General features: G+C 66.7%; 16 protein-coding genes. 10 read left to right on the top strand and 6 right to left on the bottom strand.

The genetic code is table 11. The features are described from left to right. The first annotated feature begins 92 nt into the window (after positions 1-92). Both HAP48_RS35505 and HAP48_RS35500 read left to right on the top strand, forming a co-directional pair. A complete protein-coding gene (locus HAP48_RS35505; protein ID WP_166204450.1) occupies positions 93-494 on the top strand; it encodes an Ohr family peroxiredoxin in 402 nt (133 codons plus the stop codon). A gap of 94 nt (positions 495-588) precedes the next feature. Next, positions 589-993, top strand: coding sequence for a cupin domain-containing protein (locus HAP48_RS35500; RefSeq protein WP_166215459.1), 405 nt, complete (start codon positions 589-591; stop codon positions 991-993). 51 nt (positions 994-1044) lie between these two features. Here the strand turns inward: HAP48_RS35500 and HAP48_RS35495 are convergent, their stop codons facing one another. Further along, complete coding sequence (locus HAP48_RS35495) at positions 1045-2562, bottom strand: MFS transporter (RefSeq protein ID WP_166204449.1); 1518 nt, start codon at positions 2560-2562, stop codon at positions 1045-1047. A 214-nt stretch (positions 2563-2776) separates the two neighbouring features. On the opposite strand from HAP48_RS35495, the gene HAP48_RS35490 reads away from it, so the two are divergent. Further along, positions 2777-3685: a LysR family transcriptional regulator gene (locus HAP48_RS35490; RefSeq protein WP_166204448.1), complete on the top strand. Its 909-nt coding sequence runs from the start codon at positions 2777-2779 to the stop codon at positions 3683-3685. Between the two features lie 12 nt (positions 3686-3697). Here the strand turns inward: HAP48_RS35490 and HAP48_RS35485 are convergent, their stop codons facing one another. Beyond that, positions 3698-4609, bottom strand: a complete 912-nt coding sequence (locus HAP48_RS35485) for a LysR family transcriptional regulator (RefSeq protein ID WP_166204447.1) — start codon at positions 4607-4609, stop codon at positions 3698-3700. A gap of 115 nt (positions 4610-4724) precedes the next feature. Here HAP48_RS35485 and HAP48_RS35480 point away from each other — a divergent pair, with 115 nt between their 5' ends. Beyond that, on the top strand, positions 4725-6164 hold the full coding sequence (locus tag HAP48_RS35480; protein WP_166204446.1) for an MFS transporter: 1440 nt from the start codon (positions 4725-4727) through the stop codon (positions 6162-6164). A gap of 1 nt (position 6165) precedes the next feature. Here HAP48_RS35480 and HAP48_RS35475 read toward each other — a convergent pair whose 3' ends face one another. Further along, entirely contained in the window at positions 6166-7359 is a 1194-nt protein-coding gene (locus HAP48_RS35475; protein ID WP_224496745.1) for an MFS transporter, read from the bottom strand. Next, positions 7356-7913: a GNAT family N-acetyltransferase gene (locus HAP48_RS35470; protein WP_166204444.1), complete on the bottom strand. Its 558-nt coding sequence runs from the start codon at positions 7911-7913 to the stop codon at positions 7356-7358. The genes HAP48_RS35475 and HAP48_RS35470 overlap by 4 nt, the downstream gene beginning before the upstream one ends. Positions 7914-8012: 99 nt before the next feature. Between HAP48_RS35470 and HAP48_RS35465 the strand changes: the two genes are divergently transcribed. Next, positions 8013-8915 (top strand): LysR family transcriptional regulator, encoded by a 903-nt coding sequence (locus HAP48_RS35465; RefSeq protein ID WP_166204443.1) that lies wholly within the window; start codon positions 8013-8015, stop codon positions 8913-8915. Positions 8916-8951: 36 nt separating this feature from the next. Here the strand turns inward: HAP48_RS35465 and HAP48_RS35460 are convergent, their stop codons facing one another. Beyond that, positions 8952-9749: a DUF899 domain-containing protein gene (locus HAP48_RS35460; RefSeq protein WP_166204442.1), complete on the bottom strand. Its 798-nt coding sequence runs from the start codon at positions 9747-9749 to the stop codon at positions 8952-8954. A gap of 214 nt (positions 9750-9963) precedes the next feature. Here HAP48_RS35460 and HAP48_RS35455 point away from each other — a divergent pair, with 214 nt between their 5' ends. The 5 genes from HAP48_RS35455 to HAP48_RS35435 all read left to right on the top strand — a co-directional run bounded on the left by HAP48_RS35455 (position 9964) and on the right by HAP48_RS35435 (position 13395). Continuing rightward, entirely contained in the window at positions 9964-10470 is a 507-nt protein-coding gene (locus HAP48_RS35455; protein ID WP_166204441.1) for a MarR family winged helix-turn-helix transcriptional regulator, read from the top strand. Next, positions 10467-11327, top strand: coding sequence for a DMT family transporter (locus HAP48_RS35450; protein WP_166204440.1), 861 nt, complete (start codon positions 10467-10469; stop codon positions 11325-11327). Before HAP48_RS35455 ends, HAP48_RS35450 begins: the two co-directional genes overlap by 4 nt. An 82-nt stretch (positions 11328-11409) precedes the next feature. Beyond that, positions 11410-11877: a carboxymuconolactone decarboxylase family protein gene (locus HAP48_RS35445; RefSeq protein ID WP_166204439.1), complete on the top strand. Its 468-nt coding sequence runs from the start codon at positions 11410-11412 to the stop codon at positions 11875-11877. 78 nt (positions 11878-11955) lie between these two features. After that, on the top strand, positions 11956-12828 hold the full coding sequence (locus HAP48_RS35440) for a bifunctional helix-turn-helix transcriptional regulator/GNAT family N-acetyltransferase (protein ID WP_166204438.1): 873 nt from the start codon (positions 11956-11958) through the stop codon (positions 12826-12828). Between the two features lie 69 nt (positions 12829-12897). Next, positions 12898-13395 carry a peptide deformylase gene (locus tag HAP48_RS35435; RefSeq protein ID WP_166204437.1) on the top strand — a complete coding sequence of 166 codons (498 nt, stop codon included), beginning with the start codon at positions 12898-12900 and terminating at the stop codon, positions 13393-13395. A 134-nt stretch (positions 13396-13529) separates the two neighbouring features. Here the strand turns inward: HAP48_RS35435 and HAP48_RS35430 are convergent, their stop codons facing one another. Next, entirely contained in the window at positions 13530-14006 is a 477-nt protein-coding gene (locus HAP48_RS35430) for a VOC family protein (protein ID WP_166204436.1), read from the bottom strand. Positions 14007-14151: the final 145 nt, after the last annotated feature.

Genomic DNA, 14151 nt, shown 5'->3' with positions numbered 1-14151 from the left:
GGAAGTGCTTGACACCGCCGGACGCGAGGTCTATTTCAACACGCATCCGATTAGATCGTATACGATCTATCTACATCCAAAAGGAGCTCGCCATGACCGCCAATGCCAAGGTTCTCGTCACCGGAAAGACCCACGTCACTGCCGGGGCGAACGGCGCCGCCCGCTCGCGCGACGGCTTCCTCGACGTCAAGCTGCCGCAGCCGCACCCCGCCGCCGAAAACCTGTTCGCGGCCGCCTGGTCGGCCTGCTACATCGGCGCGCTCCAGCTCGCCGCCGGACAACGCAAGGTCAAGCTCGCGAGCGAGCCCGAGGTCGACGCCGAGATCGATCTGAACCAGGCCGGTAGCGCCTTCTTCCTGAGCGCGCGCCTCAACGTTCACGTTCCCGGTGTCGAGCGCGAGGTTGCGCAACAGCTGATCGAAGCTGCGCACGGCATCTGCCCCTACTCCAAGGCGGTCCACGGCAACATCGACGTCACGACCACGCTCGTCTGAAACGCGCGCATGACGACCTCCGACGCGGGCCGGCCGCTTGCCGGCTCGGCGGTCGGACGACGAAGCACAGGAGTTCAAAATGACCAGCAGACTGATGAAGGCGACGCGCATCTTCGCAAGAGCGGCCCTGATCGCCGGAAGTTTCCTGACGATCCCGACCGCGCAGGCCCAGCAACCGGCCGGCATCGCGCGAACCGACCTGCAGCGCCACGACCTCAGCGCGCCCGGACGTGAAGCCGTCCAGGTGCGTGTCGACATCGCGCCCGGCAAGGCATTCGGCCGGCACACCCATCCCGGAGAAGAAATCATCTATGTGCTCGCCGGCACGTTCGAATACGAGGTCGACGGCAGACCGCCGGCAACGCTGAAGGCCGGCGACGTGCTGTTCATCCCCGCCGGTACGATCCATGCGGCGAAGAACGTCGGCAATGTCACCGCCAGCGAGCTTGCGACCTATATCGTCGAGAAGGACAAGCCGCTGCTCTCTCTCGTGAAATGAATCCTGCCGCCTGCCCGCCGCTATCCCGGGGCGGGCGCGGCGACATCTCCTTCACTTGGTGCATTGAACCTCGGCCTGCCGCACCGGCCGCGCGTTGAAGATCAGCAGACTGGTCGCGGCCATGATCCAGACGCCGACGCCGCCATACAGCATCACCCAGCCGAAGCCGCTGGCGAGCGCCTGATGCACGACCGGGCCGGTCAGCTCGGGCGACGCTGCAACGTCACCAGCCGCGATCCGCTCGGCGATGACGCGCAGTTGCGCGCCATCCAGCGCCGGCAGCACCGCCTTCAGATGCGCCAGCACCCCGCTCGCCAGGATGAAACCCATCAGCGCGATGTTGACCGCGAGCGAGACCATCCGCGCGCTCATGTCGATCCCGGAGGCCATGCCGGCGCGGTCGCTCGACACCGAGCCGGTCGTGGTGTTGGTGACCGGCGTGTTGGTGATGCCGAGGCCAATTCCGGCGATCAGGCAGCCCGGCAGCATCGTCAGCCAGTCGGGCTGCGCAGCGGCGCTGCCGAACTTCATCAGGATGAATCCCGCGCCGATGATGAACAGCCCCGCTGGGATGATCAGGCCCGGCCGATAGCGCAAGGACAGGCGCTCGGCGAAGGGCGGCATCACCAATGTCGGCAGCGTATAGGCGAGCAACGCGAGACCGGCGGACACGCTGTCATAGCCGAGGCCGGCGTGAAACCAGATCGGCAGATAGATCATGAACGGCCAGTAGCTGAGGTTCATCGCGGCCGAGCCGATGATCGAGCCGGAGAACGCCGGGATCCGGAATACCGAGAAGTCGAACATCGGCCGCCGGCTGACTTTTTCGACAACGAGGAACGCGACGAAGCTCGCAACGGAGACGCCGAGGATCGCCAGCCCCTTCGTGCCTAGGAAGCCGAGATCGGGCCCCTGCGTGATGTAGAAGGCGAGGCAGAACACGGCGAGCGACATCGTCACGATGCCGGCGACGTCGAGGCCGCTCGCCTTCGGATCCCTGGATTCACGGACGCCGCCGATCGTGAGCACGAACGCCACGGCCGCGAACAGCACGTGGACAAGGAACACCCACTCCCAGCTCAGCACCGCCGCAACGGCGCCACCGATGATCGGCCCGAAACCGAGACCGATGCCGACGATCACGCCCCACCAGCCCCAGGCGACCGCGCGCACCCGGCCGCCCTGGAATTCATGCGACAGCACCGCGATCTGACAGATCAACAGCGCCCCGCCGCTCAGGCCCTGCAGAAACCTGGCGACGATCAGCATTTCTACGCTCTGCGCGACGCCGCAGATCAGCGAGGTGATGCCGAACGCCGCGATCGCGACCAGGAAGATGCGCTTGCGCCCATAGCGGTCCGCCACCGTCCCGATCGCCATCAGCACTGTGGTGACCGCGATCGTGTAGGCGTTCATGATCCACTGCAGTGCCTTGAAGTCGGCATGCAGCACCTGTTCCAGCGTTGGCAGGATCGCGGGGATGCTGGAGATTTCCAATCCGAACATCAGGCAGGCTAGACATACGGCTGACAGCACGACAGCGCCGCGGCGGCTCAGTTCAGTGGACATGATCAGGCCTTTTGTTGTGGCGAGCCAACGGCATACCGCACGCTGTTGCCAGGGTGCTGGCAGCAGCGTCGGTCGATTGACTCACGATGTATTGAGGCAGCAGCGGCAGGAATCGGGTGGCCGCGGCGCTTCAGAGCGCAAAGCTAGTCACGACTTGAGGATTGGTGAATTGGATGACTAGATATTTCAGAGACAACAATTCCGGATGACTGACATGACCACGCTTGACGTCGACGCCGTGAAGACCTTCGTGACCATCGCCGAGCTTAAGAGCTTTACGCGCGCCGCCGAAGCGCTCGGCACGACGCAGGGTGCGATCAGCGTGAAGCTGAAGCGGCTGGAGCGCCAGGTCGGCCACAGGTTGATCGAGCGGACACCGCGGCTGGTGCGCCTGTCGGCACTGGGCGCGGAATTCCTCGCGCCCGCACGCGAACTGCTCGCCGCGCATGATCGCGCCGTCGCGGGACTGTCGCCCGCGCGCCGCCGCCGCTTCTCGCTCGGCATCGCCACCCATGTCGGAGGCGCTGAGGTCCCGACCTTGCTGGCGCGGCTGCATGCGCACGATCCGGCGCTCACCATCGAGGTCCGGCTCGACGATTCCCGCGACCTGCTCGACGCCTTCGACCGCGGCCAGATCGACGCCGCGATCATCCGCCGCGAGGACGACCGCCGCGACGGCGAGATGCTGGCGACGGATCACTACGGCTGGTTCGCCACGCCGGACTTTGTCCATCGCACCGGCGAGCCGCTGCGGCTGGCCGCCTCCTCGCCAAGCTGCGGCGTGCTCAACATCGCGACGCGGGCGCTGGCGGCGGCGGGCATTCCGTGGACGGAGACCTTTCTGGGCTGCGGATCTTTTGCGGTCGCCGACGCGGTCGCCGCCGGCCTCGCCACATCGGTGTTCTCGTGCCGGCTTGCACCGGCTGGCACAATCGAGGTCAGCCGCCGGTTCGGCCTGCCTGCCCTTCCGCCGTCCGAGATCGTGCTGCTGTCAGCGTTATCGGATGCAAGATCCCGCGTCGTGCTGAAGACGCTCGTCGGTGCCTTTCGCGAGCATCATCGGCTGCCTGCAGATCGCGCAGCCGAGGAAATCCGTGCCATCACGGAAGCTGCCGGGTCCTGAACCATATGCCGACTAGCGTCGCGCGCTGTCGGCGCGCTTGCCCTCGAACAGCGCACGCTCCGACGCGAGCGCCTTGGCCAGAAAATCGAGGGTGGCGCGGATCCGCGCCGTGCGCTTGAGATCGTCATGCGTCAACAGCCACAGCGCCGATCGCGGCTCGGCAAGCGTCTTCGGAGTTACGCGGCGCAGCGCGGGCGCGAGATCGCCGACATAGCAGGGCAGCAAGGCGAGCCCCATTCCGGCGATGGCCGCGTCGCGCAGCGCCGGAAGTGCATCGACCCGGCAGGCGATCCGCGTTGAACGCAAGTTGTGGCGCATCCAGCCGGCGATCACGGTTCCCGCCAGCACGTCGTCGAGCCCGATCCAGTCGTGTGCAGACAGATCCTTGTCGTCGCGCCGGGCGAGATAGGCCCGCGATCCGTAGACCGCATGCGCAATATCGGCCACGCGCCGCCCCACCAGCAGCTCGGATGGCGCGGGCGTCGGCCGGATCGCGATCTCGGCCTCGCGGCGCGTCAGGTTCGCCATCGTGTTCGAGATGGCGATCTCGGGCTGAATCTCCGGATGCACGGCACGCATCGCCGGCAGATGCCGCATCAGCACCGCACCGAGCGTATCCGTCGTCGTGATCCGGACCGGGCCCGACGGCCTGAGGTCCTGTCCCGCCAGCTTGCGCTCGAGCGCGAGCACCTCGTCCTCGAGCCGGGCCGCCGATGCCGCGGCGGTCTCGCCGGCCGGCGTCGGCGCATAGCCGTCGCGGAAGCGTTCGAACAACCGCGTTCCGATCGAATCCTCGATCGTGCCGAGGCGGCGAAACACCGTGGAATGCGTGACCCCGAGCCTGCGCGCCGCGCCCGAGAGACTGCCCTCCCGCGCAATTGCGAGGACGAGACGAAGGTCATTCCAATCGAGCGGACTGTGCATTTTTGCAAACTCAATTCGCGTCTGTGGATAATACCTTACCACAGATGGACAGGTCATCTTCCCGAAAGATCGGCGGCGCGTGCCTTGCGAAGCGCGCCGAGTGAAGGAGCGGCAGGTGACAAGCGAGACCACCGAGACGTTGCAATTGCACGACACGCGGACAGCGACAGCCGACCCGCGGCGATGGCTGGCCCTGCCCGTGCTGCTGACCGGCGCCTTCCTGCCGATCCTCGACTTCAACGTCGTCAATCTCGCGCTGCCAGCTATTCGCGACAATCTCGGCGCCACCGCAAGCGAGGTCCAGTTCGTCATCTCGGCCTATGCGGCGACCTACGCGGTGTTCCTGATCACCGGCGGCCGGCTCGGCGATCTCTTCGGACGTCGGCGCATGTTCCTGACCGGTGTCGCCGGCTTCACGATCGCGTCGGTGCTGTGCGGCATCGCGTGGTCGCCCACGGTGCTTGTCGCCGGACGGATCCTGCAGGGCCTCACCGCGACCGTGATGGCCCCGCAGGTGCTTGCCTCGATCCGCGTGCTGTTTCCGGCAGCCGAACAGGGCCGCGCGCTCGGCCTCTACGGCGCGACCTTCGGCCTTGCCAACATCTGCGGCCAGGTGCTGGGCGGTGTTCTGGTATCGGCCCATCCGTTCGGACTGGCCTGGCAGGCGATCTTCCTCATCAACGTGCCGATCGGCCTCGTCGCGTTCGTCGGCGGTGTGCTGTACCTCGCCGACTCCCGCGCGGAGCACGCACAGCGGCTCGACATCGGCGGCGTCATCCTGCTGTCGCTCACGCTCGGCCTTTTGGTCTATCCGCTGATCGAGGGACGTGAACTTGGCTGGCCGGCGTGGATCATCGCGATGCTGCTGGCCTCACCATTGATGCTCGCCGCCTTCGTCCGCTTCGAGGCGCGGCTCCAAGCCCGTGGCGGCGACCCGCTGGTCGCGCTGCATCTGCTGCGCAACAGCGATTTCGTCATAGGCCTGGTGATGGCGCTCGCGTTCTACATGCTGTCGTCGTTCTACCTGACCTTTGCGGTCTACCTGCAAAGCGGCTTGCATCAGTCGCCGCTGGCGGCCGGTATCGCCACCCTGCCCTTTGCCACCGGCTTCTTCGTGAGCTCGCTCGCGTCGCCGCTGGTGATGCAATGGCTCGGCGCGCGCACGCTGACGCTGGGCTTTGCGTTGCAGGTGACCGGCTTTGGTATCGTCATGCTGTCGGTCGGCGGCGCGCTGCCGCAAAGCCTCGCCTTCGGCCTGATCTGCGGCGGGCTCGGCTTCGGCACCGTGATGCCCGCGGTCATCAAGGCCGTGATCGGCAGCATCGATCCGCGCCATGCCGGGCTGGCATCGGGCATGATGATCTCGACCTTTCAGATCGGCGCCGCGCTCGGCGTCGCTTTGATCGGCGGCGTCTTCTACGGCCTGCTCGGGCCGCAGCCGCAGGCCGAGGACTACGCACACGCCTTCACGATCGCGCTCGGCTGCAATGTCGCGCTGCTGGCGGTCGGCGGCTGGCTCTCGCTGTGGCTGCCGCGCGAGCCGGCGGCGGGTTGAGCTATTGCTTCGCGTCCTCAAGACGCGACGGAAACAGCAACTTCAGCATGACGGCAGCGAGCAATGTCATCACGGCAAGGCTGGCGGAGAGATAAAGCGCGGCCGCATCGCCGAGCCGGTCGATCACGATCGCATAGGCCAGCGGCGCCGCCGCGGGCAGGATGAAGCTCGGAACAATCAGCCGGCCGACCAACGTGCCATAGCTGCGATGATCGAACAGGATCAGCGGCAGCGTTCCCCGGGTGATGGTCAGAATGCCGTTGCAGGCGCCGTACAGCAGCGCGAAGGCGATCCCCATCTCCTTCGACGACCCGCTGAACAGGCCGGCGATGAAGGAGAGCGGCATGATCAGGCAGGCAGCCATGTTGAGCGCGAGCGGATCGATCCGTCCGCCAAACAGCACTTCGCAGAGACGCGCGGCGGATTGCCCAATTCCCCGGAACGTTGCGATCCACACCGCCACGGTGACGGTGAGCCCGAGGCCGGAGAGCACCGCGATCATGTGCGCGGACATGCCGGCATTCAGGAAATTGGCGCCGGTCATGATCACGGCGTAAAGCCCGCCTGCCGCCGCAAGCTGCCGGCGACCGAGGGCGCGCGGTTGCTTGGGCATCACCGAACTGGAGCTCGGGACGCCGACAAACCGCTGGTTCGGAATCAGCAGATGCAGCGGGATCGTCAGCAGCGCAAGGCCGGCATAGGCCAGCACCGCAACGCGCCAGCCGAAATATTCCGACAGCGTATGGCCGAGCGGCCAGAATACCGTCGCCGCCAGGCCACCAAGCAGGGTGATGCCGGACATCGCGCGGCGTGCCTCCGGTCCGCCGATCCGGGCCAACGCCGCGAACGCCGCATCGTACAGCGTCAGCCGCATGCCGAGACCAAGAACGATCCAGGATACGAAATAGGTGCTGATCTGATGCGAGACAGCGAGACCGGCACAGCCGAGCGCGTTGATCGCGGCGCCCGCGACCATGACCTCGCGGCCGCCGCGGCCGTCCACCCACCGGCCCGCGAGCGGCGACGTCACGCCCATCACCAACAGCGCAGCGGCAAATCCGCCGTAGACGATGTCGCGGCTCCAGCCGAGATCTGCGGCGATCTGCTCGCCGAAGCCGCCGATCAGGTAATAGGTCGCCCCCCACGATATCAGTTGTGCAAGCCCGAGGGCAGCCACGACCCGGCGTTCGATCACCGGGCCGTCTCCCGCTCCGATGGAAGCACGGATGCGCCCGGCCCCAGCTGCCGCTGCATCAGCACGGTGTCGACCCATTGGCCGAGCTTGAAGCCCACCGATGTCAGGGTGCCCACCGGCTGAAAGCCCATGCGACGGTGCAGCGCGATCGATCCGGCATTGCCGCTGTTGCCGATCACCGCCAGCATCTGCCGCCACGGCCCTGCTTCGGCGCGCGCGATCAAGCCCTGCAGCAGCGCGATGCCGATGCCGCGTCCGCGTAGTCCGTCGGACACATAGACGGAATCCTCGATCGTGTGGCGATAGGCCGGCCGCGGCCGATACGATGTCGCATAGGAATAGCCGGCCACCCGGCCGTCGACTACAGCCACGAGATACGGCAGCCCCGCCGCCAGCATGGCGTTCCGGCGGCTGCGCATCTCGTCCACCGTCGGCGGCACCTCCTCGAAGGTCGCCAGCCCGTTCAGCACGTGATGGGCGTAGATGCCCTGCACGTCAGCCATGTCACCGTCCGCAGCGTCGCGGACCACGACGCCGTTGCTGCCTACCGCCATTCCGTCTCTCACCCAAGCCGTCAATATTGCTCGAGCATGCGCCCTGGCGTTATATAAGTGAAGCTTTGACAGCTCATGCGAAGCATAAGAGATACTTTGATGAAGAGCCTCAACCTCGACTATCTCGAGAGCTTCGCCGTGGTAATCGATTGCGGCAGCTTCTCCGCGGCGGCCGAACGGCTGCAGCTGACGCAGCCGGCGGTGAGCCTGCAAGTGCGCCAGCTCGAGCGGAGCCTGAATGCGACCCTGATCGAACGGGTCGGACGGCGGGCCAGACCGACGGCGGCCGGCGTCGCCTTGCTTTCGCACGCGTATCAGATCAACGCGGCCGTGACATCGGCGGTCGACGCCGTCGCGCAGCAGACGACGGGAACGGCAGGCCGGGTGCGGCTCGGCACCGGCGCGACCGCCTGCATCTTCCTGCTGCCGCCGATCCTGAAGGAGTTACGAGCCGCACTGCCCTCGCTCGAGATCACGGTCACCACGGGCAACACGGCGGAGATCGCCAGAGCCGTCGAGGACAACACGATCGACATCGCGCTGGTCACGCTGCCGGTGTCGGGACGAAGCTTCGAGATCACCCCGGTCATGAACGACGAGTTCGTGCTGATCGCGCCCCGCGACATGCAACTGCCGACGCGGATCACGCCGGAGGTGCTGGCGACCAGGCCCGTTCTCTTGTTCGAGCCCGGAGGCAACACGCGACGCACCGCGGACGAGTGGCTGGCGCGCGGCGGCGTGTCGTTGAAACCGCTGATGTCGCTCGGCAGCGTCGAGGCGATCAAGGAGATGGTGCGCGCCGGTCTCGGTTGCGCGATGCTGCCCGGCATGGCCGTGCCTGCCAGGACCAGGCAGCGCGATCTCGTCGTGCGGTCGCTGTCGCCAAAGCTGTACCGCCGGCTCGCCGTCGTGATCCGCCGCGACAAGCGCCTCGATCGCGGGCTGCGGCAGACCTTGTCGGCGCTGAAGACGCTCTCGGCCGCGAGGAACAACGGCCGCTAGGAAGGGACGCTGCGCGCCCTCCCTGCTCCCACCCCATCAAGTGGCCTTGCGCTCCTGCTCCGCGATCTCACGGAATGCGGCCTCACCGGCATCGGTCACCGCGGCCCATTTTGCATTCGGCGTCGCCTCGGCATCGTAATTGTCGTGCCAGTTCCACCATTTGTAGGTCGGGCCCTGCGGATAGCCCTTCGGCGAGTCTTCCCAGAGCTCTTGGCGGCCGAACGGCGTGATGTCGAGATAGCTCCAGACCGTGCCCATCGATTCGTCACCACGGCTGTTGACGAGATAGGTGCGGAAGATCCGCGCGCCGTCGCGAATGAAGACGTTGTGGCCGTGCCACTCGGCAACGCCGAAGTCGGCATCGAAACTGTCGGTGATCGTGTACCATGGCATCTCCCATTCCATCCGCGCCTTCAGCCGCGCGATATCGGCCTGCGGCGCGCGCGAGGCGTAGGCGAGCGTGGTGTCGCGCTGGTTCAGATGGGAGAGATGGCTGACCTGATCGGCGCCGAGCGAGCAGCCGCGGCAGCCGTGATCGGGCCAGCCGAACACGCCGGGCTCGAAGAAGGCGCGGTAGACGATCAGCTGCCGGCGGCCCTCGAACAGATCGAGCAGGCTGACCTTGCCGTTCGGTCCCTCGAACACATACGGCTTCTCGACCGCCATCCAGGGCATCCGCCGCCGCTCGGCGGCGAGTGCATCGCGCGCCCGCACCTGCGCCTTCTCCTTCACCAGCATCTGCAGGCGCGCGGCCTCCCACGCCTCCTGCGACACCACCGGCGGCGTCTGCATCGCCGCCAGTCCGCCGCGATCGTTTTCCGCTGATTTGCTCATGATGATCTCCATCTCTGATTGGACGAACTCCGCGACCACTGCGCAGTTCCACGTCCGCGGCCGTTCGTCATTGGCCATGCCCCAATCTGGCGCAGCGGCAGCGACGGGTGGGAGTGACAAGTGTGTCGGGATTTTCGCGCATGTGCCTCGACGCCTGACTTCATCCTTGCGATATACTTGCACTTTGCAATTACTCGTGCGAGCCTCCTGCCCCATGAAACAGACCGCCCCTGCGTCCGATGATGGCCTCAAGCTCAGCGCCTGGCTGCCCTACCGCCTGTTCCTGGTCGCCGCGCAGGTCGCCCGCCCGCTCGAGAGTTTCTACGGCGAGACATTTGGACTGAGCCAGGCCGGCTGGCGCATCCTCGCCGTCATCGCCGAACGGAATGCCGCCAATGCCTCCGAGATCGGCCGCGCCTGCGCGCTCGATCCGTTCGCGGTCAGCCGCGGCATCAGCCAGCTCGTCGAGCTCGGCTTCGCCGTGCGACGCTCCGGCAAGACCGACCGGCGCTTCGCCGCGGTCAGCATCACCCGCAGCGGCCGGGTCGCCTTCAACCGGATCGCCGCGCTGGGCAGCGCGATCGAGGCGCGGTTGCTGGCGCGCCTCTCGGAGAGCGAGCGAACGACGCTGGATTCCGCCCTCACCAGGCTTGAGGGAGAGAGCGCACGGATTGACGCCGGTGGCTGGCACGCGCTGCTCGATGACACCGCTGCGCCATGACCGCCGCACTGTTCGCGCTGACCGCACTGCTGTGGGGCGGCGGCGCGCTGGCAACCGCGATGCAGGCCGGCGTGACGCCCGCGCCGTGGTCGGTCGCATTGCGCATGGTGCTCGCGGGCCTCATCCTGCTCGGCTACGGACGGCTGCGCGGCGTGCCGCTGGCGATCCCGCGAAAAGATCGGCCGGCCGTCGCGTTGCAGGGCCTGCTGTTCTTCGCCATTGCCTTCATCGCCTTCTATGAAGCGACCGCGCGCATGCCGAGCGGGCTTGCGGCGCTGGTGCTGTCGACATCGTCGCTGTTTGCCGCCGTGATCGCGCGCGCCGTGCTCGGCGTCCCGATCTCCTCCGACTTCGTGTGGGGCACGCTGTGCGGCATCCTTGGGCTGGCGATCATCTTCCTGCCCGGCGCCGGCGCGCATGGAGGCGCATCGCTTGCAGGTTTCGCCTGGGCGTTCATCGCGGCGATCGCGACCGGCGCCGGGACCACCGTCGGCGCGCGCAACCAGCGCGCCGGACTGCCCGTCGTCTCCGTGCTCGCATGGGGCGCATTCGTCGGCGCAGCCGCGAGCGCGCTTTGGGCCACAGCGACCGGCACGCCGTTTGCGGCCGACATTTCCCTTTCTTACCTCACAAGCTTCCTCTATCTCGCGATCGCCGCGTCCTGCATTACCTTCATGCTGTATTTCGAGCTGGTACGCCGCCTCGGTCCCGGCCGCGCCGCCTACACACTCGCGCTGGTGCCGCTGGTCGCCCTGGTGCTGTCCGCGCTGTTCGAGCACCTTGCGCTCGGCTGGCCGGTGCTCGCCGGCGCCGCTGCGATCCTGGCCGGCAATTTGCTGGTGCTGTCGCGGAACTAGATCCCAGAAAAATCTCGCCATCATGTCACGTTGGCCGTTCCTCGTTCGTCTTGATGTCACAGACAACACCGAGGAACCCAGCATGACTGTCAGACTTGATCCCCTCGCCGCCGCCCCCAGGATCATGAAGATCTGGTTCGAGGCTTCCGTCGCGATCGCGGCCAGCCTCGAGCCAAAGCTCGCCGAGCTCATCAAGATCCGCGCCTCGGAGATCAACGGCTGCGCCAACTGCATCAATTTGCACACGACCTTCGCCCGCGACGAGGGCGAGACCGAGCAGCGCATCTATCTGCTGTCGGCCTGGCGCGAGGCGCCCTGCTACACCGACCGCGAGCGCGCCGCGCTCGGCTGGACCGAGGCGCTGACGCGGCTCTGCGAGCAGCACACCCATGTCGAAGCCTATGAGACGCTGAAGGCGCATTTCACGGCGGAGGAGCAGGTCAAGGTGACCTTGCTGATCAACATCATCAACGGCTGGAACCGGATCGCGGTCGGCTTCGGCGGCTTCGTCGATCCGCAGACCGTCAAGGCCAGGATGGCCGTCGCGTGACCGCGGACATGGCATGAAGGGACGCCGCGGATCGGCGAGCGATTGACGCGGAAATGATATCTGACTAAAGTCAGACATATGCTTGACCCTGTTTCCCGCGTCCGCCGTTTCAACCGTGCCGTCACATCCGCCGTCGGCGCGCTCGACACCTCGTTCCTCGGGCGCGGCCGGCCGCTCGGCGCGGCGCGTGTGCTCAACGCGATCGGGCATGGACGCACCGACGTGGGCGAGATCAGGGATTATCTCGTCCTCGATTCCGGCCTGATGAGCCGTCTGTTGCGCAGTCTCGAGGACGAGGGGCTGATCGAGACCACGACGCATGGCGACGACGCGCGACGACGCATCGCCAGGCTGACGCCGGCCGGCCGACGCGAGTTCAACGCCTATGAGGCGATCTCCAACCGCCAGGCAAAGGACTTCCTCGCCCACCACACGCAACGCGAGGCGCTGCTGGCGGCGATGGACATGATCGCCTCGGCGCTCGGGCGCGACGGCACCGCTCTGCACGAGATGGATCCGCGCGGCGAGGAAGCACGCTACTGCCTCGGCGAATATTACGCCGAGCTCGGACGACGCTTCAAACAGGGGTTCGACGTCAAGCTGTCGCGCGACCCTGATGCCAAGGACATGGTGCGCCCGCGCGGCAGCTTCATCGTGGCGATGTCGGACGGCCTGCCGCTCGGCTGCGTCGGGCTGAAGGGCAGCAGCGGCGAATTCGCGGAGATCAAGCGGCTTTGGGTCGCGCCGGCCGCGCGCGGCCTCGGCCTCGGCCGCCGCCTGATGGACGCAACCGAGCGCGCCGCACGCGAGCTCGGCATCGCGGTGCTGCGGCTCGACACCAACAGCGCGCTGGCGGAAGCCGGCCAGCTCTATCGCCGGAGCGGCTGGACCGAGATCCCGCGCTTCAACGACGACCCCTACCCCGACCTGTTCTTCGAGAAACGTCTCTGAGCGGCACGCCGCGCGGCGCCCCTGCATGCACATGTTGTCCGGCGCCACGCGCTGGCCTAAGACGCTGGCATGACCATCCGCCCCATCGTCCGCTATCCCGATCCGCGGCTTGCACTCCCGGCCGAGCCGGTGAGCATGTTCGACGACGCGCTGCGCGAGCTGGCGGCCGACCTGCTCGAGACCATGCACGCCGCGCCGGGCATCGGCATCACCGCGCCGCATATCGGCGTGGCGCTGCGGGTCGTGGTGCTCGAGCTCGACAAAAGCGAGGGCCCGCGGACCTATGTCAATCCGGAGATCATCCGGGCCTCGGGCGAGATGATCCTGCACAAGGAAGGCAGCGTCTCGATGCCCGGGGTCAATGACGAGGTCGAGCGGCACGCGCGCCTCCGGATCCGCTATCAGGACACCGACGGCAACATGCACACCGAGGAGTCGGACGGCCTGCGCGCGGTGTGCCACCAGCACGAGATCGATCAGCTCGACGGCGTGTTCTGGATCAGGCGGCTGTCCCGCTTGAAGCGGGAGCGCCTGATCAAGCGGTTCGAGAAGCTGTCGCGCGGTTAGGCCGGAATCGTAGGGCGGGTTGGCCAACGGGTCCGCGCGAAGCGCGGCCCGATGACAGGCTCCGCGTAACCCGCCATATGGACCAAAACCCAACAGCATGGTGAATTACGCTTCGCTCATCCACCCTACGCTTCCTACGCATTCACCGCCGCACGCTCGATCGCGGCGATGTCGATCTTCGTCATCGTCATCATCGCCTCCATCGCGCGCTTCCCGGCGGCACGGTCAGCCCCGTTGACGAGCGCAAGCAACCGTCGCGGCGTGATCTGCCAGGCAAAGCCCCAGCGATCCCGGCACCAGCCGCACGGCAATTCCTTGCCGCCATTGCCGGTGACCGCATTCCAGTAGCGATCGGTCTCGTCCTGGCTGTCGGTCAGCACCATGAAACTCACCGCCTCGTTCGGCTTGTAGTTGGAGCCGCCGTTCAGCCCGACGAAGCGGCGGCCAAGCACCGTAAACTCCACGGTCAGCTCGTCGCCCTGCCCGATACCCGGTATGGGCGATGGGTGGCCCGCATCGACACGGCTGTCGGGGAAAGTCGCGGCGTAAAACTCCGCCGCTTCGCGCGCCTGGCCCTGATCGAACCAAAGGCATGTGACGAGATCGGTCATTTGCAGTCTCCTGGTTTGTGCACAGGACGATCGGCGAAGACGCCAGCCGACATCACGGCAACAGACTGATGAAAATAATTTGCAGGATGGCGTTTGTCGCAGCACCGCCTCTGCTCGCACCACTGTCGTCCTGGCGGAAGCCAGG

The organism is Bradyrhizobium septentrionale (assembly GCF_011516645.4).
Lineage (GTDB): Bacteria > Pseudomonadota > Alphaproteobacteria > Rhizobiales > Xanthobacteraceae > Bradyrhizobium > Bradyrhizobium septentrionale.
This window is presented reverse-complemented; position numbering and strand designations above follow the sequence as displayed.

Coding starts and splice junctions, on each gene's coding strand:
- HAP48_RS35490 (WP_166204448.1), top strand. CDS start 2,777: ATGACCACGCTTGACGTCGACGCCGTGAAGACCTTCGTGACCATCGCC.
- HAP48_RS35455 (WP_166204441.1), top strand. CDS start 9,964: ATGAAACAGACCGCCCCTGCGTCCGATGATGGCCTCAAGCTCAGCGCC.
- HAP48_RS35465 (WP_166204443.1), top strand. CDS start 8,013: ATGAAGAGCCTCAACCTCGACTATCTCGAGAGCTTCGCCGTGGTAATC.
- HAP48_RS35470 (WP_166204444.1), bottom strand. CDS start 7,913: ATGGCGGTAGGCAGCAACGGCGTCGTGGTCCGCGACGCTGCGGACGGT.
- HAP48_RS35430 (WP_166204436.1), bottom strand. CDS start 14,006: ATGACCGATCTCGTCACATGCCTTTGGTTCGATCAGGGCCAGGCGCGC.
- HAP48_RS35440 (WP_166204438.1), top strand. CDS start 11,956: ATGCTTGACCCTGTTTCCCGCGTCCGCCGTTTCAACCGTGCCGTCACA.
- HAP48_RS35495 (WP_166204449.1), bottom strand. CDS start 2,562: ATGTCCACTGAACTGAGCCGCCGCGGCGCTGTCGTGCTGTCAGCCGTA.
- HAP48_RS35485 (WP_166204447.1), bottom strand. CDS start 4,609: ATGCACAGTCCGCTCGATTGGAATGACCTTCGTCTCGTCCTCGCAATT.
- HAP48_RS35435 (WP_166204437.1), top strand. CDS start 12,898: ATGACCATCCGCCCCATCGTCCGCTATCCCGATCCGCGGCTTGCACTC.
- HAP48_RS35500 (WP_166215459.1), top strand. CDS start 589: ATGAAGGCGACGCGCATCTTCGCAAGAGCGGCCCTGATCGCCGGAAGT.
- HAP48_RS35505 (WP_166204450.1), top strand. CDS start 93: ATGACCGCCAATGCCAAGGTTCTCGTCACCGGAAAGACCCACGTCACT.
- HAP48_RS35445 (WP_166204439.1), top strand. CDS start 11,410: ATGACTGTCAGACTTGATCCCCTCGCCGCCGCCCCCAGGATCATGAAG.
- HAP48_RS35460 (WP_166204442.1), bottom strand. CDS start 9,749: ATGAGCAAATCAGCGGAAAACGATCGCGGCGGACTGGCGGCGATGCAG.
- HAP48_RS35450 (WP_166204440.1), top strand. CDS start 10,467: ATGACCGCCGCACTGTTCGCGCTGACCGCACTGCTGTGGGGCGGCGGC.